The organism is Streptomyces sp. NPDC045287, from assembly GCF_056432325.1.
The window spans coordinates 132,851-155,539 of record NZ_JBWKJG010000004.1 but is presented as its reverse complement, the minus strand read 5'-3'; the positions used below and the strand labels follow the sequence as shown (position 1 = coordinate 155,539).

The 22,689-nt window shown below is 73.0% G+C and carries 21 protein-coding genes; 10 read left to right on the top strand and 11 right to left on the bottom strand.

The features are described 5' to 3' along the window. Positions 1-76: 76 nt before the first annotated feature. The 5 genes from AC07D6_RS08960 to mce all read right to left on the bottom strand — a co-directional run bounded on the left by AC07D6_RS08960 (position 77) and on the right by mce (position 7,586). Complete coding sequence (locus AC07D6_RS08960) at positions 77-856, bottom strand: ABC transporter permease (protein WP_479043074.1); 780 nt, start codon at positions 854-856, stop codon at positions 77-79. Between the two features lie 3 nt (positions 857-859). Continuing rightward, complete coding sequence (locus tag AC07D6_RS08955; protein WP_479043072.1) at positions 860-1,804, bottom strand: ATP-binding cassette domain-containing protein; 945 nt, start codon at positions 1,802-1,804, stop codon at positions 860-862. A 148-nt stretch (positions 1,805-1,952) separates the two neighbouring features. Further along, the gene (locus AC07D6_RS08950) at positions 1,953-2,888 is read right to left on the bottom strand and encodes a coiled-coil domain-containing protein (protein WP_315875595.1); all 936 of its coding nucleotides are present in this window, start codon (positions 2,886-2,888) and stop codon (positions 1,953-1,955) included. A gap of 115 nt (positions 2,889-3,003) precedes the next feature. Then, positions 3,004-6,969, bottom strand: a complete 3,966-nt coding sequence (scy, locus tag AC07D6_RS08945; RefSeq protein ID WP_479043071.1) for a polarized growth protein Scy — start codon at positions 6,967-6,969, stop codon at positions 3,004-3,006. A gap of 176 nt (positions 6,970-7,145) precedes the next feature. Further along, positions 7,146-7,586, bottom strand: coding sequence for a methylmalonyl-CoA epimerase (gene mce, locus AC07D6_RS08940; protein ID WP_315875593.1), 441 nt, complete (start codon positions 7,584-7,586; stop codon positions 7,146-7,148). A gap of 149 nt (positions 7,587-7,735) precedes the next feature. Here mce and AC07D6_RS08935 point away from each other — a divergent pair, with 149 nt between their 5' ends. Next, positions 7,736-8,947, top strand: a complete 1,212-nt coding sequence (locus tag AC07D6_RS08935; RefSeq protein ID WP_479043070.1) for an acetyl-CoA C-acetyltransferase — start codon at positions 7,736-7,738, stop codon at positions 8,945-8,947. A gap of 15 nt (positions 8,948-8,962) precedes the next feature. Further along, positions 8,963-9,919, top strand: a complete 957-nt coding sequence (meaB, locus tag AC07D6_RS08930) for a methylmalonyl Co-A mutase-associated GTPase MeaB (RefSeq protein WP_479043069.1) — start codon at positions 8,963-8,965, stop codon at positions 9,917-9,919. 148 nt (positions 9,920-10,067) lie between these two features. Here the strand turns inward: meaB and AC07D6_RS08925 are convergent, their stop codons facing one another. The 4 genes from AC07D6_RS08925 to AC07D6_RS08910 all read right to left on the bottom strand — a co-directional run bounded on the left by AC07D6_RS08925 (position 10,068) and on the right by AC07D6_RS08910 (position 12,755). Beyond that, on the bottom strand, positions 10,068-10,544 hold the full coding sequence (locus AC07D6_RS08925; RefSeq protein ID WP_315875590.1) for a MarR family winged helix-turn-helix transcriptional regulator: 477 nt from the start codon (positions 10,542-10,544) through the stop codon (positions 10,068-10,070). Positions 10,545-10,675: 131 nt separating this feature from the next. Beyond that, the gene (locus AC07D6_RS08920) at positions 10,676-11,470 is read right to left on the bottom strand and encodes an AIM24 family protein (RefSeq protein ID WP_315875589.1); all 795 of its coding nucleotides are present in this window, start codon (positions 11,468-11,470) and stop codon (positions 10,676-10,678) included. Next, complete coding sequence (locus tag AC07D6_RS08915; RefSeq protein ID WP_315875588.1) at positions 11,467-12,117, bottom strand: AIM24 family protein; 651 nt, start codon at positions 12,115-12,117, stop codon at positions 11,467-11,469. Before AC07D6_RS08915 ends, AC07D6_RS08920 begins: the two co-directional genes overlap by 4 nt. Next, complete coding sequence (locus AC07D6_RS08910) at positions 12,117-12,755, bottom strand: AIM24 family protein (RefSeq protein ID WP_315875587.1); 639 nt, start codon at positions 12,753-12,755, stop codon at positions 12,117-12,119. Before AC07D6_RS08910 ends, AC07D6_RS08915 begins: the two co-directional genes overlap by 1 nt. A 153-nt stretch (positions 12,756-12,908) precedes the next feature. Here AC07D6_RS08910 and AC07D6_RS08905 point away from each other — a divergent pair, with 153 nt between their 5' ends. The 4 genes from AC07D6_RS08905 (at position 12,909) to glxA (ending at position 17,456) form a co-directional block, all read left to right on the top strand. Then, positions 12,909-13,253, top strand: a complete 345-nt coding sequence (locus AC07D6_RS08905) for a DUF3817 domain-containing protein (protein ID WP_315875586.1) — start codon at positions 12,909-12,911, stop codon at positions 13,251-13,253. Next, a complete protein-coding gene (locus tag AC07D6_RS08900) occupies positions 13,250-13,540 on the top strand; it encodes an MTH1187 family thiamine-binding protein (protein ID WP_189529173.1) in 291 nt (96 codons plus the stop codon). The genes AC07D6_RS08905 and AC07D6_RS08900 overlap by 4 nt, the downstream gene beginning before the upstream one ends. Before the next feature lie 136 nt (positions 13,541-13,676). Further along, the gene (locus tag AC07D6_RS08895; RefSeq protein ID WP_315875585.1) at positions 13,677-15,476 is read left to right on the top strand and encodes a glycosyltransferase family 2 protein; all 1,800 of its coding nucleotides are present in this window, start codon (positions 13,677-13,679) and stop codon (positions 15,474-15,476) included. Between the two features lie 3 nt (positions 15,477-15,479). Beyond that, on the top strand, positions 15,480-17,456 hold the full coding sequence (gene glxA, locus AC07D6_RS08890) for a radical copper oxidase GlxA (RefSeq protein ID WP_479043067.1): 1,977 nt from the start codon (positions 15,480-15,482) through the stop codon (positions 17,454-17,456). Here glxA and AC07D6_RS08885 read toward each other — a convergent pair. Then, a complete protein-coding gene (locus AC07D6_RS08885; RefSeq protein WP_479043065.1) occupies positions 17,453-18,490 on the bottom strand; it encodes a glycoside hydrolase family 6 protein in 1,038 nt (345 codons plus the stop codon). The genes glxA and AC07D6_RS08885 overlap by 4 nt on opposite strands. A 163-nt stretch (positions 18,491-18,653) precedes the next feature. Here AC07D6_RS08885 and AC07D6_RS08880 point away from each other — a divergent pair, with 163 nt between their 5' ends. The 4 genes from AC07D6_RS08880 (at position 18,654) to AC07D6_RS08865 (ending at position 21,962) form a co-directional block, all read left to right on the top strand. Beyond that, complete coding sequence (locus AC07D6_RS08880) at positions 18,654-19,163, top strand: MarR family winged helix-turn-helix transcriptional regulator (RefSeq protein ID WP_315875582.1); 510 nt, start codon at positions 18,654-18,656, stop codon at positions 19,161-19,163. 44 nt (positions 19,164-19,207) lie between these two features. Further along, positions 19,208-19,540 carry a DUF3817 domain-containing protein gene (locus tag AC07D6_RS08875; RefSeq protein ID WP_315875581.1) on the top strand — a complete coding sequence of 111 codons (333 nt, stop codon included), beginning with the start codon at positions 19,208-19,210 and terminating at the stop codon, positions 19,538-19,540. A gap of 85 nt (positions 19,541-19,625) precedes the next feature. Next, complete coding sequence (locus AC07D6_RS08870) at positions 19,626-21,326, top strand: acyl-CoA mutase large subunit family protein (RefSeq protein ID WP_479043064.1); 1,701 nt, start codon at positions 19,626-19,628, stop codon at positions 21,324-21,326. Between the two features lie 141 nt (positions 21,327-21,467). Then, positions 21,468-21,962 carry an N-acetyltransferase family protein gene (locus AC07D6_RS08865; RefSeq protein WP_479043062.1) on the top strand — a complete coding sequence of 165 codons (495 nt, stop codon included), beginning with the start codon at positions 21,468-21,470 and terminating at the stop codon, positions 21,960-21,962. A 38-nt stretch (positions 21,963-22,000) separates the two neighbouring features. Here the strand turns inward: AC07D6_RS08865 and AC07D6_RS08860 are convergent, their stop codons facing one another. Continuing rightward, positions 22,001-22,654 carry a TetR/AcrR family transcriptional regulator gene (locus AC07D6_RS08860; protein ID WP_315875578.1) on the bottom strand — a complete coding sequence of 218 codons (654 nt, stop codon included), beginning with the start codon at positions 22,652-22,654 and terminating at the stop codon, positions 22,001-22,003. Positions 22,655-22,689: the final 35 nt, after the last annotated feature.

Below are 22,689 nucleotides of genomic sequence, written 5' to 3'. Positions count from 1 at the left end.
CCGCACGCCGGAGGGCCACCCGTAGGAGGTAAGAGGGGAGCGGGGCCGCGGCGGTTCCCTCCCCCCTCCCGAAAACCTACGCGTCGCGGCGCTTGAGCACCACGTAGCCCCCGGCGAGGGCCGCCACCACCCACAGGAGCATGATGCCGAGCCCGCCCCACGGCCCGTACGGGGCCGGGTCCTGGCCCATCGCGTTCGGCACCACCTGCATGATCTTGGAGCCGGCCTGGTCGGGGAAGTACCGGGCCACGTCCTTGGCGCCGGGGACGGCCGACAGGATCTGCGACACGAGGAAGAAGAACGGCACGAGGATGCCGAGCGACAGCGTCGAGGAGCGCAGCATCGCCGCCACGCCCATCGAGAAGACCGCGATCAGGCCCATGTAGAGGCCGCCGCCGATCACCGCGCGCAGCACGTCGTCCTCGCCGATCGACGTCCGGTGCTCCCCGAGCAGCGCCTGGCCGACGAAGAACGACAGGAAGCTGGTGGCGAGGCCCACGGCCAGCGCCAGCAGCCCCGCCACCGCGATCTTGCCGAAGAGGAACGTCGCCCGCTGCGGGACCGCCGCCAGCGACGTGCGGATCATGCCGGAGCTGTACTCCGTGCCGACCACGAGGACGCCGAAGACGACCATCGCCAGCTGCCCCAGCATCATGCCGGAAAAGCTGATCATGGTCGGGTCGAAGGTCGCCCGCTCGAACTCGGGGAGGTCGTCGAACTGCGCGCGCATCAGGGCGCTGAGCCCCGCGCCCACCGCGACCGTCACGAACAGGGCGCTGGCCAGCGTCCACACCGTGGACGCGACCGTACGGATCTTGGTCCACTCCGACTGGAGGACCGCCGGTACCGATGCCATCGTTCAGGCCCCCTTCACGTCCGCGCCCCACTGGGGTGCGGCGCCGTCGTGTGCGTGGTATTCGACCGCGCCCGCGGTCATCCGCATGAACGCCTCCTCCAGCGAGGCCCGCTGGGCGCTCAGCTCGTGGAGGACGACGCGGTGCTCCGCGAGGAGCTCGCCGACCCGTTCCGTTGATTCCCCGTCGATCTCCAGGGCCCCGTCCCCGGCGTCCACCGCCGTCAGGCCGGCCGCGCCCAGGGCGTCCTTGGCCTGCTCCCGCTGCGGGGTGCGCAGGCGTACGTAACTGCGGGAGTTCCGCTGGATGAAATCGGCCATCGACATGTCCGCGAGCAGCTTTCCCTGCCCGATGACGATCAAGTGATCGGCCGTCAGTGCCATTTCGCTCATGAGGTGGCTCGAAACGAAGATCGTTCGCCCCTCCGACGCGAGGTGTTTCATCAGATTGCGGATCCAGTGAATTCCCTCGGGATCCAGGCCGTTCACGGGTTCGTCGAACATCAGAATCCGGGGATCGCCCAGGAGTGCGGCAGCGATTCCCAGCCGCTGCCCCATCCCCATCGAAAAATTCTTCGATTTCTTGCGCGCCACCGCCGAGAGGCCGACCAGGTCGAGGACCTCCCCGACCCGCCGCTCCGGAATGCGGTTCGACTGCGCCAGGCACAGCAGGTTGTGGTACGCGGTGCGCCCGCCGTGCATCGCCTTGGCGTCCAGCAGGGCGCCGATGTACTTCAGCGGCTCGTCCAGCTCGCGGTAGTGCCGGCCGTCGATCCGGACCGTGCCGCTCGTCGGGGCGTCCAGGTCCAGCATCATGCGCATGGTCGTCGACTTGCCCGCACCGTTGGGCCCGAGGAACCCGGTCACCATTCCGGGACGGACCGTGAAGGAGAGGCGGTCGACGGCCGTCTTCGTACCGAAACGTTTGGTCAGGCCCTCTAGTTCGATCATGCGCCCACGCTACGGAAGCGCGTGGCCCCCCGCCACCGGAATGGCGGGGGGCCACGCGGAGCACACGACTCCGGCCCTCACGGGGGAACAGGACCGGCGCGCGAACCGGCCGTGCGCAACGGCCCGGCGCGGCCCGTACGCCGACGACTCAGCGGGACTGCTGCGCCGGAACGCCGCGGCTGGTCGGCTCGTCGTCCGGCACGTTCGTCGCCGCGACCGCGGCACCGGTCAGCGTGGCCAGCATCTCGCGGACGTTGGTCAGCTGGGCGTTGATCGAGTCCCGACGGTTCGTCAGCGCCGCCAGCTCCCGCTCCGATTCGCTGCGGATGCGGTCCGCCTTCGCGTTCGCGTCGGCCACGATGTCCTCGGCCTGGCGCTGCGCCGTCTCCACCGTCTGGCGGGCCCGGCGCTCCGCGTCCGTCCGCAGCTTCTCCGCCTCCAGGCGGAGCTGCTCCGCGCGGTGCTCGATCTCCGCGAGCCGCTTCTCCGCCTTCGCCTGACGCGAGGCCAGGTCCCGCTCCGACTGCTCGCGTCGCTTGGCGAGGTTCGTCTCGAAGTCGGCGGCGGCCTGGGCGGCCTTGGCGCGCGTCTCCTCGAACAGCGCGTCGGCCTCCTCGCGCTTGGACTGCGCGTCCTTCTGCGCCTCGGCGCGCAGCGTGCTCGCCTCGGACTGCGCCTTCTCGACGATGCGGACGCCCTCGTCCTCGGCCTTCGCCTTGCGCTCCGCCGCGTACGCCTCCGCGTCGTTGCGCACCTGCTGGGCCGCCGACTCGGCCAGCTCGCGGTGCTGCTCGGCGGCGCGACGGGCCTCCTCGCGCAGCTCCTTGGCCTCCTCCTCGGCGAGGCGGAGGATCTTCTCGACGCGGGCGCCCAGACCGGCGTAGGACGGCTCGGCGTCGCTCACCTGGGCCTGGGCGTTCTGGGTTTCGAGGTGGAGCTCCTCGATGCGCTTTTCCAGAGCAGTGATTCGGGCCAGAGCACTGTCACGGTCGGCGACGAGCTTGGTAATGCGGTCGTCCACCTGACCGCGGTCGTAACCACGCCGCACGAGCTCGAAGCCGAAGGGGGAGGAAGTGTCGCTCATGGGGTTCCTGTCGAATGAGACCGGTGAGGTGTTAGAGGGAATCCTAGGGGCCCGAGCGGCGTGTCATCGAGCGGATGACCGTTTGATTGGGAGAATGTCCAGCCTTTTGAGTGGCTCAGTCGGCGTTTGACTTGCCACTCGAACGGGTACCGACCGTCGCGCTCGCCTTGACGCCGCCGTCCTTGCTCCCGCCGGGCGGCGCCTCGAAGGACTCCAACGCCTCCAGCACGGCCTGGACACGGGCGATCTCGCCCTTGATGTCCTTCTGCCGGCGCACCAGCACCTCCAGCTCCCGCCGGCCGTCCGCCGTCAGGCGCTCGGCCTCCGCCTCCGCGTCCTCCTTGATCTTCTGGGCCTCGCGGGTCACGTCGGCCTTCTTCTGGTTGGCCTCCTTCAGCAGGACCTCGGCCTTCTTCACCGCGGCGATGCGGACCTTGCTCGCCTCCGAATTGGCGTCCGACAGCAGCTTCTCGGCCTTCGCCTCCGCCTCGGCCAACTGCTGCTCCGCCGTCCGCACCAGCTTGTCGGCCCGCTCCCCGGCGATCCGCGTCTGCTCGGCGCTCTCCCGGCGGGCCCGCTCGTGCAGCTCCTCGATCTCCGCCTCGGTCCGCGCGCGCAGCTCCTCCATGCGCTCCCTTATGGCGTTGGCGTCGCTGCGGGCGCCGACCAGCAACTCGTCCGCGTCCGTACGGGCCCTCTCCACCAGGGTGTTGCCCTCGATGGTCGCCTCGGACACGATCCGCTCGGCCTCCTTGCGGGCCGCGCCGACCATCGTGTCCGCCTGCGCCTCGGCCTCCGTCGTGGCGCGCAGCGCCTCCTCCTGCGCCTTCGCCACCAACTGGTCGGCCTGCTCGGCGGCGTCCGCCCGGCGCTTGGCCGCGGCCTCCCGCGCCTGGTCCAGCAGTCGGTCCGCCTCCGCGCGGGCCTCCGCGCGCAGCCGCTCCGCCGCCTCCTCGGTCTCCTTGAGGTGCCGCCCGGCCTCCTCGCGGATCCGCGCGGCGGCCTGCTGTGCCGCACCGACCGTCTCCGACGCCTCGGCACGCAGCCGCTCCGCCTCGCCGGTGGCCTTCGCGACGAGCTGGTCGGCCTGCTCCGCCGCGTCGGCGCGCCGCTTGTCGGCGGCCTTGCGCGCCTCGTCGCGCAGCCGGTCCGCCTCGGCCTGCGCCTCGTCGAGGACCTCGACCGCCTCGGCCGCCAGCCGGTCGGCCTCCCGGGACGCCAGGGCCGTGACGCGCTCCGCCTCGCCGGTCGCGTCGCCGACGATCTGCTCGGCCCTCGCCGTGGCGTCGCCGACCAGCTTCTCCGCCTCGGCCGACGCCTCCGTGACGAGCCGGTCCGCCTGCGAGGCCGCCTCGGAACGGATCCGGTTGGCGTCGCCGCGGGCCTCCGCGCGCGTACGCGCCGCGTCCTGCTCGGCCGACGCGAGCGAGTCCGACGCCTCCGTCCGCACCCGCTGCGCGTACTCGGCGCTGTCCGCCTTGAGCCGCTCGGCCTCCGCCAGCGCCTCCTTGACGGCCCGCTCGGCCAGCGACTTCGCCGCCTCGGTCTCCTCCTGCGCGCGCGTCCGGACCCGCGCCGCGTCCTCGGCGGCCCGCTCCCGCTCCTGGTAGGCGTCGGCCCGGACCCGGTCCGCCTCCTCCTGCGCCTCCGTGCGGGTCCGCTCCGCGGCGTGCTCGGCCGCCGAGCGCAGCCCGGCGATCTCCTCCTCGGCCGCCTCCTGGAGGCCGGCCACCGACTCCCGCACCTGCTGCGCGGTCTGCTCGGCCGCGGACACGAGCTCCACGGCCCGCTGGTCCGCCTCCTCGACCAGCCGCTGCGCCTCCGCCTGGGCCTCCTCGACCCGCTTGCGGGCCGACGCCAGCAGTTCCTCGCTCTGCTCCCGGGCGCGGGCGCGCTCCTGGTCCGCCTCGGCGCGCGCGGCGCCCAGCGTCTCCTCGGCCTCCCGGCGGCGCCGGTTGGCCTCCTCCTGCGCGGCCGCCAGCTCCTCGGCGGCCTCCGCCTTGAGCCGCTCCGCCGCGGCGGCGGCCTCGGCGCGCACGCGGTCGGCGGTCTCCTGCGCCTCCGTCCTGAGCCGCTCCGCCTCGGCGGCGGCCTCCGCCCGGAGCCGTACGGCGGTGTTCTCCGCCTCGGCGCGCGAACTCGACGCGTCCGCCGCGGCCTCGGTGCGCAGCCGCTCGGCCTCCTGCTCGGCCTGCTCCTGGAGCGCGCGCCGCCGCTCGGCGGCCTCGGTGCGCAGCCGCTCCGTCTCCTCGGCGGCCTCCCGGCGCAGCCGCTCCGACTCGGCGTGGGCGTCGGCGAGGGCCTGCTCGGCGGCGGCGAGCCGGGCCTCGGCCTCCTGGTGGAGCCGCGCCAGCTCCTCGGCGGCCTCCGCCCGCCGGGCCGCGACGCCCCGCTCGGCCTCCTCGCGCAGGGCCGCGGCGGCGGCCTCGGCGGCCGCCCGCACCGACTCGGCCTGCTCGTCGGCGTCCGCGCGCAGCTCCTCGGCCTCCGCGCGCGTGCGCTCCAGGGTCTCCTGGGCCTGGGCGCGCAGGGCGGTCGCCCGCTCGGCCGCCTCGGCGCGGACCCGCTCGCTCTCGGCGGTCGCCGCCGTGCGCAGCTCGTCGGCGTCCGCCTTCGCCTTGGTCAGCAGCTCCTCGGCGGTCTTGGCCGCCTCCTCGATCTGCTGGACGGACTCGCGCCGGGCCTCGGCGCGGATCCGCTCGCCCTCCGCGATCGCCTCGGACCGAAGCTGCTCGGCCTCCCCGCGCAGCCGCCGCGCCTCCTCCTGGAGTTCGACGGTCTTGGCGCGGTACTCCTTCGTGTCGTCCTTCGCGGCACCGCGCAGCTGCTCGGCCGTGTCGGCGGCCTCGCCGACCAGCCGGTCGGCCTCGGCCTCGGCCTCGCGGCGGATCCGCTCGGCCTCCTCGGCCGCCTTGCGGGTGGTGGCCTGGGCGTCCTCGGACGCCTTGCCGAGCATCTCCTCGGCGGCGCGGGCGGCGTTGGCGAGCTGGGCGGCGGAGTCCTCGGCGGCCTTCGTACGGGCCTTCTCGGCGGCCTCCGCGAGCAGCTTCTCGGCCTCGGCGCGGGCGTCCGCCAGCGCCTGCTCGGCGTCCGCGCGGAGGGTCTCGGCCTCCTTGGTGGCCTCGCCGACCAGCCGGGCGATCTCGGTCTTCGCGGTACGGGTGCGCTGCTCGTTGGCCGACTCGGCGGCGGCGACGCGCTTGGCGGCGTCCTCGGCGGCGGTGGCGACGACCTTGTCGGCCTCGGCGCGGGCCAGCCGCAGCCGCTCCTCCGCCTCCTGCATCCGCTGCTCGGCGGCCCGGCTGAGCTCCGCGGCCTGCTGGCGGGCCTGCTCGGCCTCGGCGGCGGTGGCCGTACGGAGCCGCTCGGCGTGGCCGGTGGCCTCCTGGGCCTGCGCGGAGGCGGCGTTGAGGAGCCGCTCGGCGTCCTTCCGGGCGCGCAGCAGGAGGGACTCGGCCTCGATGCGGGCGGCCTCCGACTCGGCGGCCAGCCGCTGGCGGGCCTCCTCCGCGACGCGGGCGGCCTCGGCGCGGGCGGCGGCCAGGGCCTGCTCGGCCTCGGCGCGGGACTCCTCCATCAGGCGCCGCGCCTGGGCCTCCGTACGGGCGCGCAGCTGCTCCGCCCAGGCCACGTTCTCGTTGACGTGCGCCTCGACGGTCCGGCGGCGTTCGGCCAGCTCCTGGTCGAGCTGCTGGCGCCGCTGCACCGCCTCGTTGTGCAACTCGGCCTGGAGGCGGGCCTGGTGCTCGGCGTGCTCCTGGAGGATGCGCTGGGTCTGGGCGCGGGCCTCGCGCAGCTCGCGCTCCGCGTCGGAGCGCATCTGCTCGGCCTGCATCTGGGCGTTGCGCAGCATCTGCTCGGCCTGGTAGCCGACGTCGGCGCTGTCGTAGGCAGGCCGGGACGCGATGGCGCGCCGCGCCTCGTGGAGCTTGGCGCGCAACACCTCGACCTGGTAACCGAGGTCCTCGGCGTGCTGGACGGCCTTCTCCCGCTCGGTCTTCAGCCGGTCCATCTCGGCCTCGAACCGCGAAAGGTGGTCGTCGTCAGCCCGGTGGCTCTCCTGGCGTTCGTAGCCCCGCACTGCGCGGTCCCATCCGTCCCCTGGTCGCGAACTCTCTTCGTACGGGCACCGTCCGCCGGCGAACGGCCCCCCGGGGAATGGTGTCAGATCGACGCTTCCGACGACGACGCCGCAGGGCGGCTCCGACCCGGCCCCGGCCCGGAGCCGCCCACTCTACCGGGCCGGGATGCGTCGGTTCAGTGCTCGGCTGAGGAGGGCTCAGCCGACGTGACCAGTTCGGTGAGCACGCCGTGGCAGTCCTTGGGGTGCAGGAACGTGATGCGGGACCCCATCGAGCCGCGCCGGGGCTCGTCGTAGAGGACCCGGACGCCCTTGCCGCGGATGTCGGCGGCGTCGCCGTCCACGTCGGCCGTGCCGAAGGCGATGTGGTGGACGCCCTCGCCGTTCTTCGCCAGCCACTTGGCGACGGTGGAGTCCTCGCGGACGGGTTCCAGCAGCTGGAGGTAGGAGGCGCCGCCGTCGGAGGTCCCGTTGATCCTGAGCATGGCCTCGCGGACCCCCTGCTCCTCGTTGACCTCGGTGTGGAAGACCTCGAAGCCGTACGTCGAGCGGTAGAACTCGACGGTCTTGTCGAGGTCGAAGCAGGCGATCCCGATGTGGTCGATTCTCGTGAGCATGCGAACAGTGCAGCGCTCCACCGGCCGGTTACGCAACGTGCGCGCCGTCACACCGACCGCCCGGTGACCGGGGCTGGTACCGCTCAGTACATTGGCGGTAAACCCTCGTTCACTCCGCAGCCCCTCCGGGCTGAAAGGGGATCGTCCTCATGTCTGGAACGACCGGTACCACCTCCGTCATCGTCGCGGGTGCCCGTACGCCCATGGGCCGGCTGCTCGGCTCGCTCAAGTCCTTCTCCGGTGTCGACCTCGGCGCCTTCGCCATCAAGGCCGCGCTGGAGCGGGCGGGCATCGGCGGCGACCAGGTGCAGTACGTGATCATGGGCCAGGTGCTCCAGGCGGGCGCCGGGCAGATCCCCGCCCGGCAGGCCGCCGTCAAGGCCGGCATCCCGATGAACGTCCCGGCGCTGACGATCAACAAGGTCTGCCTCTCCGGCCTCGACGCCATCGCCCTGGCCGACCAGCTGATCCGCGCCGGCGAGTTCGACGTGATCGTCGCCGGCGGCCAGGAGTCCATGACCAACGCCCCGCACCTGCTCCCCAAGTCCCGCGAGGGCTACAAGTACGGCGCGATCGAGATGCTCGACGCGGCGGCGCACGACGGCCTCACCGACCCGTTCGACGGCATCGCCATGGGCGCGTCGACCGAGCGGCACAACACCCGCCTGGGCATCGGCCGCGCCGAGCAGGACGAGATCTCCGCCCTGTCGCACCAGCGCGCGGCGGCCGCCCAGAAGAACGGCCTGTTCGAGGCCGAGATCACCCCGGTCGAGATCCCGCAGCGCAAGGGCGACCCGGTGGTCTTCGCCAAGGACGAGGGCATCCGCCCGGAGACGACCGTCGAGACGCTCGCCAAGCTCCGCCCGGCGTTCGACAAGGACGGCACGATCACGGCCGGCTCGTCCTCGCAGATCTCCGACGGCGCCGCGGCCGTCGTGGTGATGAGCCGGGCCAAGGCCGAGGAGCTGGGCCTGGAGTGGATCGCCGAGATCGGCGCGCACGGCAACGTCGCGGGCCCGGACAACAGTCTGCAGTCCCAGCCGTCCAACGCGATCCTGCACGCCCTGAAGAAGGAGGGCCTCGGCGTCGACGACCTCGACCTGATCGAGATCAACGAGGCGTTCGCGTCCGTCTCGGTGCAGTCAATGAAGGACCTCGGGGTGACCCCCGAAAAGGTGAACGTCAACGGTGGCGCGATCGCCCTGGGCCACCCCATCGGCATGTCCGGCGCCCGTATCGTGCTGCACCTGGCGCTGGAGCTCAGGCGGCGCGGCGGCGGCATCGGCGCGGCGGGCCTGTGCGGCGGCACCGGCCAGGGCGACGCGCTGATCCTGCGTGTCCCGAGCGCTTCGGCGAAGTAAGGAGCTCTGTACGTGATGGTGGACGTCCCCGCACTGGTCGCCCAGGCACGGGAGGGCCGGCCGCGGGCCGTGGCCCGGCTGATCTCGCTCGTGGAGGGGGCGTCCCCGCAGCTCCGTGAGGTGATGGCGGCGCTGGCCCCGCTGTCGGGCGGCGCGTACGTGGTGGGTCTGACGGGCTCGCCCGGCGTCGGCAAGTCCACGTCGACGTCGGCGCTGGTCTCCGCGTACCGCAGGGCCGGCAAGCGGGTCGGCGTCCTCGCGGTCGACCCGTCGTCGCCGTTCTCCGGCGGAGCCCTGCTGGGCGACCGGGTCCGGATGGCCGACCACGCGTCGGACCCGGGCGTCTACATCCGCTCCATGGCCACCCGCGGGCACCTGGGCGGCCTGGCGTGGGCGGCGCCGCAGGCGATCCGCGTGCTGGACGCGGCGGGCTGCGACGTGGTGCTGGTGGAGACGGTCGGCGTCGGACAGTCCGAGGTGGAGATCGCCTCGCAGGCCGACACGTCCGTGGTGCTGCTGGCGCCGGGCATGGGCGACGGGATCCAGGCGGCGAAGGCCGGCATCCTGGAGATCGGCGACGTGTACGTGGTGAACAAGGCGGACCGGGACGGCGCGGACGCCACGGCCCGCGAGCTCAACCACATGCTGGGCCTCGGGGAGTCCCGGGCGCCGGGTGACTGGCGACCGCCGATCGTCAAGACGGTCGCCGCGCGCGGGGAGGGCGTCGACGAGGTCGTGGAGGCCCTGGAGAAGCACCGCGCGTGGATGGAGGAGCACGGCGTCCTCGCGCAGCGCCGCCGGGCCCGCGCGGCCCACGAGGTGGAGACCATCGCGGTCACCGCGCTGCGCGAGCGGATCGGCGACCTGCACGGCGACCGGCGCCTGGGCGCGCTCGCCGAGCGGATCGTGGCGGGCGAGCTCGACCCGTACGCGGCCGCCGACGAACTGGTGGCGGGCCTGACGGGCCGCTGAGGGCCCCGTGTGCGGACGGCCCCGCCCCCCATGCCTGGGGGGCGGGGCCGTCCGCACACGGGGCCTGTCCCGGGGTGGAGGGTCCGTCGGCGTGGCCCTCACCGGGGGAGGCGCCCCGCGGGGTGGCGCGCGGGTGCGTGCGACCGCGTCAGGGCCTGCCGCGCAGCCCGCGCAGGTGCTCCGAGATGGGCCTCAGGGAGGCGTGGAGGCCGGCCAGCGCCTCGGGGGCGAGCTGGTCGATGAAGTGCCTGCGCACCGACTCGACGTGGTGCGGCGCCACCTTTCGCATCGTCTCCATGCCCTGGTCGGTGAGGACTGCGTACAGCCCGCGCCGGTCCGACTCGCAGTTTTCGCGGCGGACCAGCCCGGAGTTCTCCATGCGGGTGATCTGGTGCGAGAGCCGGCTCTTGGACTGGAGGGTGGCGGCGGCGAGGTCGCTCATCCGCATGCGCCGGTCCGGGGACTCCGAGAGGTTCACGAGGATCTCGTAGTCGTTGTAGGTCAGGCCGAACGGCTGGAGGTCCCTCTCCAGCTGGTACGTCAGGAGTCGGTTGACGTCCAGGTAGGTGCGCCAGGCGCACTGTTCGGTGTCGGTGAGCCACGGGATGGCCGTCTCGGTCTCCATGTATGGATTCTACCTAAGAAGTTGAAAGTTGGACGAAGTGAAGTGACGCCGCTTCGCTTCCCCGTCCCCCGTCCTCGACGTCCCCGCAAGGGCGCAGACGTTCGAGCGCGTCACCCTCCGCAGACTACCGCTCACAGCCCGAAGCGGCGCTGGAGGTCCCCCAGCTGGCCGGGAAGGCGCGGTACCGACCCGTGGGAGCCCTGGCCGGAACCGTGCCCCGCCTGCGGCGCCCCGCCCCCGGGGACGCCGGGCTCGTGCGGGACGGTCCCGGTGCCCCGCTCCGGCATCAGCGTCTCCGACGACTGGAGCAGGACCGTCCCGGCCCCGACGAACTCGAACTGGTGCTCCTCGCCCGACGCCCCGCCGACCCCCGTCAGCGCCCGCAGCCCGCCCAGCACCCCGCTCATGTACGCGTGGTCGTAGTGGTGGCACGGCGACGGGCAGTCCGCCCAGCCCACCAGCGCCTGCGGGTCGACCCGGATCGGCGGCTCCATGAACACCACCGGCCCGTTGGACGCCGCCACGAACGTGCCCGTCCCGATCAGCGTCAGGAAGCCCGGCACGATCGACTGCTTCAGCGCCAGCGACGGCTCGAAGGCCAGCAGGTTCCCGGCCCGGATCGTCAGGTTGCCCTCGTCGAGGTCGTAGGAGTTCACGTCGAACGCCCGGTCCGCGAGCAGCATCTTCCCGCTGCCCTCCGCCACCACCCAGTCGCCGGCGTGCACCGGCGAGTGGAAGCTCGTCCGCACCAGCCGGTCCAGCGCGCCGTGCCCGACGCCGTTGAAGGCGATGTCCCCGTAGTAGGCGATCATCTTGCCCTTCTGCAGGAACCACCGGGACCCCTTGAGGTCCACGCAGAAGGTGTACGGGTTGACGTTGTCGCCGCTCGGCAGGGACGACGGGTCGAACACCACGGACGCGTTCACAGCTTCTCCTCCGACGCCTGGACGTACACCGCACCACTGCCGCTCAGCTCCAGCTGGAACGCCTCGCCCGAGCCGCGCCCCACCATGTCGCGCCAGCCGAGCGCGGTGGAGAGCCTGTTGCGCACGTCGCCGTGGTGCGCGACGTACGCCTGCGGGTCCACGTGGACCGGCCGCCCCGGGGTGACGGGCAGCTCCAGGACCCCGCCGTGCGCCATGACGGCGACGGCGCCGTGCCCCTTGAGGGTCGTGGTGAACAGGCCCTGCCCCGTCACCTGGCCGCGCACCATGCCCATGACGCCGCCCTGCGCCCCCATGAACATCGTCCCCTGCTCCAGGGTCCCGTCGAACGCCAGCAGCCGGTCCGCCTCGACGTACAGCGTGTCCCCGGTGAGCCGGACCACCTGCACGTGGTGGCCGCCGTGCCCGAACAGCACCGTGCCGTCGCCCTCGACCGTCATCAGCGGCGCCGCCTCGCCGGCCGCGCGCCGGCCCAGCATCGCCATGACCCCGCCCTGGCCGCCGGCGGTGTTCGGCGTGAAAGTGACCTCCCCCCGGTACGCGAGCATCGCCCCGCGCTGGCTGAACATCCGCTGCCCCGGTGCGACCGTGGCCTCGACCACCTTGGAGTTGATCTCCCGGAACGGCATCAGACGTCGCCTCCCACGGTGTTGCGCTCGCTCGGCTGCACGTACACCAGCCCGTCCCCCTCGAACCTGATCTGGAACGCCTCGCCGCCCCCCTCGCCCAGGAGCGTGCGGAACGTCACGCCGGACTGGAGGTTCTGCCGGAGGTCCCCCTGGTGCGCCACGTACGCCCCGGGGTCCACCGACAGCGGGTACTGCGGCGTCACGCGCAGCACCACGGCCGGCCCGTCCGACACGATCGCCACCTGCCCGGAGCCCTCGACCGTCGTGGTGAACAGGCCGGTGCCGGTGGCGCCGCCGCGCAGCCCGGTGAACGTCGTCCCGGTGCGCAGCCCGCCGTCGGCGCAGAGCAGGTTGCTCGCCTCGACCCACAGCCTGTCGCCGTGGAGCGCCAGTACGGTGACGTCGGAGGCCCGGTCCGCGAAGTAGCAGGTGCCCTGCCCCTTCACCTCCATGACCTCCATCTGCTCGCCGGTGAGCCGCCGGGTGACCATGCCGCGGAGGCCCTCGCCGCCGCCGCTCGTCTTCTTGAAGGCCATCTGGCCCTCGTACGCGACCATCGAGCCGTTCTTCGCCCTGACCGCGTCGCCGGTCAGGTCGACGGCCAGGACCTTGCTGCCTTGGAGTCGGAAGGTTGCCACGCGCCGACCGTAACCGGCCGGGCCGCGACGAGGACAGCACCGGCGGGACGATCCGGACCCACGGCGCGTCCCGCAGCGGCCACCTGACAGAATGAGCGGACGCTTGTGCATCCGTTCACAAGATCGACCCTCATGCAGAAGGTGCCTGTTCCCGTGGACATCAAGACCGCATCCGCCCTCCACCGCCTCCGGCTCGTCTCCGGTCCCGAGGCGGTCTCCTTCCTCGTGCTGCTCGTCTGCTCGGTCCTCAAGCGCACGACGGAGTTCAACGCCGTCCCCTTCATGGGCGCCGTCCACGGCTTCCTCTTCCTGCTGTACGTGGTCTTCTGGCTGGACGCCTGGAAGAACGCGAAGTGGGACGTGAAGACCGGCGTGCTGTACTTCGTCCTCTCCGTCGTCCCCTTCGGCGGCTTCTACGCCGACCGGAGGCTGAAGCGCGCCGCCGACGCCGCCGTGATCGCGTCCCGCGCCCGGCGCGAGGGGAAGGTGGACGCGTGATCGTCGCGTTCTCCGTCACGCCGCTGGGCGTCGGCGAGGAGGTCGGCGAGTACGTCGCCGAGGCCGTGCGCGTCGTCCGCGAGTCGGGGCTGCCGAACCGCACCGACGCGATGTTCACCTCCGTCGAGGGGGAGTGGGACGAGGTCATGGACGTCGTCCGGCGCGCCGTCGCGGCCGTGGAGGCCCGCGCCCCGCGCGTCTCCCTGGTCCTGAAGGCCGACATCCGCCCCGGCGTGACCGACGGCCTCACCGCCAAGGTCGCCACGGTCGAACGCCACCTGGCCTGACCCCGGCGGCCCGTCCGCCCCCGAGGCCCCCGACCCGCCGAGCCGTACGCCCGGTCGGGGGCCTTCGGATCGACACGCGCCGGCCTGTCCCCTTTCGTTGGGGTAAGCGATCCCGCTCGACAGGCTGGAGGCACCCGTGCTGAGGTCGGAGGGCTGCGACACCGGCGACAGCGACGGCACCGGGACGGCCACCAGCGGCGGTTACGACTACGACGCGTACAGCCGCCTCGCCGGCCCCCTGACGGACCCCGGCCCGGCGGCGTACACCGTCGAGTACCGCAGCCTGCTCGGCCGCGAGCCGCACCGCGTGCGGGCCGTGCTGCTCATGACCCTCGCCCCGGCGCTCTCCGCGGCCCTCCTCGCCTACCTGGTCTGGCCCACCCACTGGACCCGCCGGGAGGGCGGCGACCGGTGGCTGGTCGCGTTCGACGCGGTGATGCTCGTGTCGATCGGGCTCATCTGCCTGTTCATGCTGGTCAACGTCGTCTCGATCGCCCACGCCACCCTCGTCGCCCGCGACCCGGTCCCCGTCCCGCCCGAGCCGGGCACCCGCGTGGCCTTCCTGACCACCTACGTCCCCGGCAAGGAACCGCTCTCCATGGTCCGCGCCACCCTGGAGGGCGCCGTCCGCGTCCGCCACCAGGGCGTCCTCGACGTGTGGCTGCTCGACGAGGGCGACGACGAGCAGGCCAGGGCCCTGTGCGCCGAACTCGGCGTCCGGCACTTCACCCGCAGGGGCGTCCCCGAGTGGAACCGCCCCTCGGGCCCCCACCGGGCGAAGACCAAGCACGGCAACTACAACGCGTGGATCGCCCTCCACGGCGACGCGTACGACTTCTTCGCGTCCGTCGACACCGACCACGTCCCGCTGCCGAACTTCCTGGAGCGGATGCTCGGCTACTTCCGCGACCCCGACGTCGCCTTCGTCGTCGGCCCGCAGGTGTACGGCAACTACGTCTCCGCCGTCACCAAGGCCGCCGAGTCCCAGCAGTTCCTCTTCCACGCCCTCGTCCAGCGCGCCGGCAACCGCTACCGCGCCCCCATGTTCGTCGGCACCAACAACGTCGTGCGGATGAGCGCCCTCCTCCAGGTCGGCGGCCTGTACGACTCCGTCACGGAGGACATGGCCACCGGCTTCGAGCTGCACCGCCGCCGCAACCCCCGCACCGGCCGGTACTGGCGGTCCGTGTACACGCCCGACGTGCTCGCCGTCGGCGAGGGCCCCGCCTCCTGGACCGACTTCTTCACCCAGCAGCTCCGCTGGTCCCGCGGCACGTACGAGACGCTCCTCAAGCAGTACGGGAAGGCGCTCTTCCGCGTTCCGCCGGGACGGTTCCTCCACTACACCCTGATGCTCGTCTACTACCCGATGACCGCCGTCAACTGGTTCCTCGGCGTCCTCAGCTGCACCCTCTACCTCTGGCTCGGCGCCTCCGGCACCCAGGTCTCCTCCTCCGTCTGGCTGATGCTCTACAGCGACGCCGCCGCCCTCCAGATCGGCCTCTACCTGTGGAACCGCCGCCACAACGTCTCCCCCCACGAACCCGAGGGCTCCGGTGGCGTCGCCGGCATGGCCATGTCCGCCCTCTCCGCCCCCGTCTACCTCCACTCCCTCGCCTCCGCCGTCCTGCGCACCGACGGCCGGTTCGTCGTCACCCCCAAGGGCGGCGAGGCCAGCCCCGACCGGCTGTCCACCTTCCGCCTCCACCTGGGCTGGGCCGCGGTCCTCGCCGCCGCGCTCCTCGCGTCCGTCCACTTCGACCACACCCACGCGGCCATGCGCACCTGGGCGGTCCTCGCCCTGGCCGTCGCCCTCGCCCCCGTCGCGGTCTGGGCCCGATCCGCCCTCCGCGAGCGCCGTGCCGCCGCCGTCCGGCGGGCCGGGCGCGGCGAGGAGGCCGAGGCCGCGCTCGCCCCCACCCCGGGAGGGAACTGAACCATGGCCTACCGGCCCTCCAGGAAGTTCAAGAAGACCCTGCTCGGCGGCGGCGCCGTCGTCGTCCTCGCCGGCCTCAACGCCCCGGCCGCGCTCTCCTTCGCCGAGGAGAAGTACCACGCCTACAAGATCTCCCAGCCCGGCTACAAGGCGAAGTACGGCTCCTGGGAGGAGGTCCGCGTCCCCGGCGAGCACCGCCTCAACGCCATCCACGCCGCCCTGCTGCGCACCGGCAAGGTCCTCCTCGTCGCCGGGTCCGGCAACAACCAGAAGAACTTCGACGCCGGCACCTTCAAGACCATCCTGTGGGACCCCGCCGCCCACACCTTCCAGGCCGTCGACACCCCCGAGGACTTCTTCTGCGCCGGCCACAGCCAGCTCCCCGACGGCCGCCTCCTCGTCGCCGGCGGCACGGCCCGCTACGAGGTCCTCGACGGCGAGGTGAAGCGCGCCGGCGGCGCCATGCGCGTCAAGAACGAGAGCCCCGACAAGGCGGTCACCCTCAAGAAGGGCACCGTCTTCCGCTCCCCGAGCGGCGTCGAGTACGTCTCCACACAGGCCGTCACCGTCCCCAGGGCCAAGCGCGAGTTCAAGGTCACGTACTTCAAGACCGGCCAGATGAAGCCCTGGGAGACCAAGGTCACCGCCGCCGAGGCCCGGGTCTTCGTCGAGGCCCGCGAGGAGGGGCCCAAGGGGCTCACCACCCAGGCCGCCCAGTACCGGATCCTCGGCCTCAAGGGCGAGGACGCCCGGAACGTCTACGGCATCGCCCAGAAGCTCACCACCGCGAAGCAGGACTTCCAGGGCATCAAGTCCGCCTACGAGTTCGATCCCGTAGCCGAGCGGTACGTGCCCGTCGCCCCGATGAAGGAGGCCCGCTGGTACCCCACCCTCGTCACCCTCCAGGACGGCAGGGTCCTCGCCGTCTCCGGCCTCAACGACGTGGGCGACGTCGTCCCCGGCGACAACGAGGTCTACGACCCGAGGACGAAGAAGTGGACCCCGGGCCCCTCCCGCTACTTCCCCACCTACCCGGCCCTCTTCCTCACCCAGGGCGGCAAGCTGTTCTACACCGGCTCCAACGCCGGCTACGGCCCCGCCGACAAGGGCCGCGTCCCCGGCCTGTGGGACCTGCGGAAGAACGTCTTCCAGGAGATCCGCGGCATCGACGACCCCGACCAGTTGGAGACCTCCGCCTCCCTCCTCCTCCCGCCGGCCCAGGAGCAGAAGCTGATGGTCCTCGGCGGCGGCGGGGTCGGCGAGTCGGCCCTGTCGACGCCCCGCACGGCCGTCATCGACCTCAAGGAGGAGAGCCCCGTCTTCCGCGCCGGGCCCGCCCTCCCGCAGGGCACCCGCTACCTCAGCAGCGTCCTGCTGCCCGACGACACGGTCTTCACCACCGGCGGCTCCCGCGACTACCGGGGCCGCGGCGCCAGCGACATCCTCAAGGCACAGTTCTACGAGCCCCGCTCCCACCGCTTCCGCCCGGCCGCCGAGCCGACCGTCGGCCGCAACTACCACTCCGAGGCCCTGCTGCTGCCGGACGGCCGCGTGGCGACCTTCGGCTCCGACCCGCTCTTCGGCGACAAGGACAACACCAAGCTCGGCACGTTCGAGCAGCGCGTCGAGGTCTTCACCCCGCCCTACCTCCAGGGCGACGCCGGGCGCCGCCGCCCGGTCCTCGGCGACGGGCCGCGCGCGTTCGACCGGAACGGCCGCGCCACCTTCCGCACCGAGGACGCCCCCCGCATCACCAAGGCCCGGCTGATGCGGCCCAGCGCCGTCACCCACACCACCGACGTGGAGCAGCGGTCCGTCGAGCTGGGACTCACCCGCACCGAGGACTCCGTCACCGTCGAGGCGCCGCTCGACCCGACCCTGGTGCCGCCCGGCTGGTACATGCTGTTCGCCCTCGACGCCGAGGGCCGCCCGTCCGTCGCCAAGTGGATCCAGGTCGAGCCGCGCCGGGCGCGCGGCTAGGCCGCCGCCCGGCGCGCCAGGCCCAGGGCGTACTCCGGCCACCACGTGCCCGCCGCCGGGCCGCCCCGGCAGGTGCCGTCCGACTCGCCGGGCCGCTTCACCCACAGGTACGCGTCGATCAGCCGGTCGCCGGTCCGCAGGGTGGGCGGCGTGCCCAGCGCCCGGCCCGGCGGGTTGCACCACGCCTCCTCGCCGCCGCCGGGCAGCGGCCCCGCGCCGTTGCGGCTCGTGTCCACCGTGAAGTGGGCCCCGCCCAGCAGCGCCGACAGCTCCGTCCCGAACGCCCCGACCACCTCGTTCGTCTCGAAGTTCGCCACGTTCAGCGCGAAGCCGTCCGCCCGCTCGACCCCGGCCCGCCGCAGCGGCTCCACCAGCTTGCCCGGGTCGCCGATCCACGCCGGGTTGCCCGCGTCCAGGTACACCTTGGTGTGGGGCTGCCGCTTCAACCGGTCCACCGCCTCCGCCAGCAGCCGGTAGCGCTCCTGCGCCTTCGTCCCGGTCGCGCAGCCGTCCACCAGGTGCGGCACGGCGTCCGGCTCCAGGACGACGACGGCCGGCGCGTCCCCGAGGGCGCCCGCGAACGCGTCGAGCCACCGCCGGTACGCCTCCCCGTCCGCCGCCCCGCCCGCCGAGTACTGGCCGCAGTCGCGGTGCGGGATGTTGTACGCGACGAGGACGGCCGTCCGCCCCTCGCCGGTGGCGCCGCGCACCGCCCGTGCCACGTCCCGCACGGGGTCGTCGCCGGACGGCCAGACCGCGGCGGGGCGCTCGGAGATCCGCCGCAGGAGCCGCGCCTCCTCGGTGCGGCCGGCCGCCTCGTACTCCTTCACCTGCCGCGCCGCCGCGCTGTCCGGGTCGACCCAGAACGGGGAACCGGAGGAGGGCGCGGCGGCCTCGCCCCGCCCGGCCGACGCGGGGGAGGGCGGCTCCCCGGCGGTGCCGCGGCCCGGGCCGGACGAGCAGCCGGAGGCGAGGAGGACGGCGGTGAGCGCCAGGGAGAGCAGAGCGCGGGACGACGGTCGGTTGCCGGACATCAACATCCCTCGGATCGCTGCGGGCAGACCCGCCCATCGTGACACAGCGGTCACTCTGCGTGGCGGCGCGACACCGGCCGGGCGACCGGGGCGCCGGGGCGGTCCGGCGACCAAAGCGTGAGACCGGGCTGACCGGCATGTGACCACTCGGTAAGGTCGTGGCGTGCCGAAGCCGCTCAGCCTCCCCTTCGACCCCATCGCCCGCGCCGACGAGCTCTGGCGGCAGCGCTGGGGCCCGGTCCCCTCGATGGCCGCGATCACCTCGATCATGCGCGCCCACCAGATCCTGCTGGCCGAGGTCGACGCCGTGGTCAAGCCGTACGGGCTGACGTTCGCGCGGTACGAGGCGCTGGTGCTGCTCACCTTCTCCAAGGAGGGGGAGCTGCCCATGTCGAAGATCGGCGAGCGGCTCATGGTCCACCCCACGTCCGTGACGAACACCGTCGACCGGCTGGTCCGCTCCGGCCTCGTCGACAAGCGCCCCAACCCCAACGACGGCCGGGGCACGCTCGCCTCCATCACCGACAAGGGCCGCGAGGTGGTCGAGGCGGCCACGGCGGACCTGATGGCGATGGACTTCGGCCTCGGGGCGTACGACGCGGAGGAGTGCGCGGAGATCTTCGCGATGCTCCGCCCGCTGCGGGTGGCCGCGGGGGACTTCGCGGAGAAGTAGGGGCGCGCGTAGATCGCCCGGAACGGGTGGTTACGCTCGATGCCATGAAATCCAGCGTGCTGACCCGCTACCGGGTGATGGCCTACGTCACGGCCGTCATGCTCCTCGTGCTCTGTGCGTGCATGGTCGCCAAGTACGGCTTCGGCGTGGGCGAGGACCTCACCTTCATGGTGTCCCAGACCCACGGCGTGTTGTACATCGTCTACCTGGTCTTCGCCTTCGACCTGGGCTCCAAGGCCCGCTGGCCGTTCGGCAAGCTCCTGTGGATCCTACTCTCCGGCACGATCCCGACCGCCGCCTTCTTCGTCGAGCGCAAGGTCGCCCGCGAGGTCCAGCCGCTGATCGCCGGCTCCGCGCCGGCCGCCGCCAAGGCGTAACCGCACGGCCCCGACCGCCGGGCGCGCGCCGCGCCCGGCGGTGGGCCATCGACATTTACTAGGACGTCCTAGTAAATTCGAAGACATGGACGCTGACGCCATCGAGGAAGGCCGCCGACGCTGGCAGGCCCGTTACGACGCCGCCAGGAAGCGCGACGCCGACTTCACCACGCTCTCCGGCGACCCCGTGGAGCCCGTGTACGGGCCGCGGCCCGGCGACACGTACGACGGCTTCGAGCGGATCGGCTGGCCCGGTGAGTACCCCTTCACCCGCGGCCTGTACCCGACCGGCTACCGCGGCCGGACCTGGACCATCCGCCAGTTCGCCGGCTTCGGCAACGCCGAGCAGACGAACGAGCGGTACAAGATGATCCTGGCCGCGGGCGGCGGCGGCCTCTCCGTCGCCTTCGACATGCCGACGCTCATGGGCCGCGACTCCGACGACCCCCGCTCCCTGGGCGAGGTCGGCCACTGCGGCGTCGCGATCGACTCCGCCGCCGACATGGAGGTCCTCTTCAAGGACATCCCGCTCGGCGACGTCACCACCTCGATGACCATCAGCGGCCCCGCCGTCCCCGTCTTCTGCATGTACCTCGTCGCCGCCGAGCGCCAGGGCGTCGACCCGTCCGTCCTCAACGGCACGCTCCAGACGGACATCTTCAAGGAGTACATCGCCCAGAAGGAGTGGCTGTTCGAGCCCGAGCCCCACCTTCGGCTCATCGGCGACCTGATGGAGCACTGCGCCCGGCACATCCCCGCGTACAAGCCGCTCTCCGTCTCCGGCTACCACATCCGCGAGGCCGGCTCGACGGCCGCGCAGGAGCTCGCGTACACCCTCGCGGACGGCTTCGGCTACGTCGAGCTCGGCCTCTCCCGCGGCCTGGACGTCGACGTCTTCGCCCCCGGCCTCTCCTTCTTCTTCGACGCGCACGTCGACTTCTTCGAGGAGATCGCCAAGTTCCGCGCCGCCCGCCGCATCTGGGCCCGCTGGATGAAGGAGGTCTACGGCGCCAGGACCGACAAGGCGCAGTGGCTCCGCTTCCACACCCAGACCGCCGGTGTCTCCCTCACCGCGCAGCAGCCGTACAACAACGTCGTGCGCACCGCCGTCGAGGCGCTCGCCGCGGTGCTCGGCGGCACCAACTCGCTGCACACGAACGCCCTCGACGAGACCCTCGCCCTCCCCTCCGAGCAGGCCGCCGAGATCGCCCTGCGCACCCAGCAGGTGCTGATGGAGGAGACCGGCGTCGCCAACGTCGCGGACCCGCTGGGCGGCTCCTGGTACGTGGAGCAGCTCACCGACCGGATCGAGGCCGACGCCGAGAAGATCTTCGACCAGATCAAGGAGCGCGGCCTGCGCGCCCACCCGGACGGGCGGCACCCGATCGGGCCGATCACCTCCGGCATCCTGCGCGGGATCGAGGACGGCTGGTTCACCGGCGAGATCGCCGAGTCCGCCTTCCGCTACCAGCAGTCCCTGGAGAAGGGCGACAAGAAGGTCGTCGGCGTCAACTGCCACACCGGCTCCGTCACCGGCGACCTGGAGATCCTCCGGGTCAGCCACGAGGTGGAGCGCGAGCAGGTGCGGATCCTCGCCGACCGCAAGGCCCGCCGCGACGACGCGCGGGTGCGCGCCGCGCTCGACGCGATGCTGGCCGCCGCCCGCGACGGCGCCAACATGATCGGGCCGATGCTCGACGCCGTACGGGCCGAGGCCACGCTCGGGGAGATCTGCGACGCCCTGCGCGACGAGTGGGGCACGTACACCGAGCCGGCCGGGTTCTGAGCCGGCCGGGTTCTGAGTCGGCCGGGTTCCGGGCCGGCTGGGTTCCGGGCCTGCCGGGTCCCGGGCCCGCCGGGTTCCGGGCGGCCCCGCCGCCCGGAAAACCCCTCGCCCCTCGGGGATCCCGGCGTGCATGCTGGCCGCGTGCACGTCGAGATCCGAGAGGCCACCGCCGGCGACTGGCCGGCCATCTGGCCCTTCTTCCACCAGATCGTCGCCGCGGGCGAGACCTTCACCTACCCCGAGGACCTCGGTGCCGAGGAGGCGCGCGGCTGGTGGCTGCTGAAGCCCCCGGACCGCACGGTCGTCGCCGTCGACGCGACCGGCACGGTCGTCGGCACCGCCAAGATGAACCGCAACCAGGCGGGCAACGGCGCGCACGTCGCCGGCGCCAGCTACATGGTCGACCCGGCGCACGCCGGGCGCGGCGTCGGCCGGGCGCTCGTCGAGGAGAGCCTCCGGTGGGCGGCGGAGGCCGGCTTCCGGGGCATGCAGTTCAACGCGGTCGTCCAGACGAACACCCACGCGGTACGGCTCTACGAGGACCTGGGCTTCCGGATCGTCGGCACCGTCCCGGGCGCCTTTCGCCATCCGACGCACGGCTACACGGGACTGCACGTCATGTACCGGCCGCTCTGATCCCCGCGCCGGGCCCGTACGGGCCCCGGTCCGTCCGCTCAGCCGTGCGCGGCGGCGCCGAGGCCGCCGAGCAGCAGCGCCGTGAACCGCCGGATCCACTCCCCGTCGACGGGCTGCCCGCTGACCAGGGCCCGGTGGACCACGGTGCCCGCGATGACATCGAAGACCAGGTCGTCGGCCGCGCCCGCAGCGCCGGAGCGGTCGTCCGCCGTCACGGGCAGCTCGCCGCGGGCCTGGGCGCGGGCCCGGCCCTCCACGACCAGCCGCTTCTGCCGGTCGACGATGGAGGCGCGGATCCGCTCGCGCAGCGGTTCGTCGCGGGTCGACTCGGCGACGACGGCCATCAGCGCCGTCTTGGCCTCGGGCCGTTCGAGCAGCGCGGCGAACTGGCGCACCACCCCCTCGACGTCCGCGGCGAGGCTGCCGCGGTCGGGCAGCTCCAGTTCGTCGAAGAGGACCGCGACGGCGTCCACGACGAGTTCGCTCTTGCCCGCCCAGCGCCGGTACAGGGTGGTCTTGGCGACACCGGCACGGGTGGCCACGTCGCCCATCGACAGCTTGGACCAGCCCAGCTCGACCAGGGCGGCGCGGGTGGCCTCCAGGATGGCGGTGTCCGCCGCGGCGCTGCGCGGACGCCCGGGGCGCCCGGACCGTCCGGCGGCACCGGGGGGAAGGGGGTGGCGGCGGCACATGACGGCGACCATACCGGTGGGTAGGCGCGGCGCCC

What these genes read in the sequence shown, in the direction of transcription:
- AC07D6_RS08935 (WP_479043070.1), top strand. Translation starts at nt 7,736, where the DNA reads ATGTCTGGAACGACCGGTACCACCTCCGTCATCGTCGCGGGTGCCCGT.
- glxA (WP_479043067.1), top strand. Translation starts at nt 15,480, where the DNA reads ATGGCCTACCGGCCCTCCAGGAAGTTCAAGAAGACCCTGCTCGGCGGC.
- AC07D6_RS08955 (WP_479043072.1), bottom strand. Translation starts at nt 1,804, where the DNA reads ATGATCGAACTAGAGGGCCTGACCAAACGTTTCGGTACGAAGACGGCC.
- AC07D6_RS08885 (WP_479043065.1), bottom strand. Translation starts at nt 18,490, where the DNA reads ATGTCCGGCAACCGACCGTCGTCCCGCGCTCTGCTCTCCCTGGCGCTC.
- AC07D6_RS08950 (WP_315875595.1), bottom strand. Translation starts at nt 2,888, where the DNA reads ATGAGCGACACTTCCTCCCCCTTCGGCTTCGAGCTCGTGCGGCGTGGT.
- AC07D6_RS08860 (WP_315875578.1), bottom strand. Translation starts at nt 22,654, where the DNA reads ATGTGCCGCCGCCACCCCCTTCCCCCCGGTGCCGCCGGACGGTCCGGG.
- mce (WP_315875593.1), bottom strand. Translation starts at nt 7,586, where the DNA reads ATGCTCACGAGAATCGACCACATCGGGATCGCCTGCTTCGACCTCGAC.
- AC07D6_RS08915 (WP_315875588.1), bottom strand. Translation starts at nt 12,117, where the DNA reads ATGCCGTTCCGGGAGATCAACTCCAAGGTGGTCGAGGCCACGGTCGCA.
- AC07D6_RS08875 (WP_315875581.1), top strand. Translation starts at nt 19,208, where the DNA reads ATGAAATCCAGCGTGCTGACCCGCTACCGGGTGATGGCCTACGTCACG.
- AC07D6_RS08925 (WP_315875590.1), bottom strand. Translation starts at nt 10,544, where the DNA reads ATGGAGACCGAGACGGCCATCCCGTGGCTCACCGACACCGAACAGTGC.
- AC07D6_RS08960 (WP_479043074.1), bottom strand. Translation starts at nt 856, where the DNA reads ATGGCATCGGTACCGGCGGTCCTCCAGTCGGAGTGGACCAAGATCCGT.
- meaB (WP_479043069.1), top strand. Translation starts at nt 8,963, where the DNA reads ATGGTGGACGTCCCCGCACTGGTCGCCCAGGCACGGGAGGGCCGGCCG.
- AC07D6_RS08870 (WP_479043064.1), top strand. Translation starts at nt 19,626, where the DNA reads ATGGACGCTGACGCCATCGAGGAAGGCCGCCGACGCTGGCAGGCCCGT.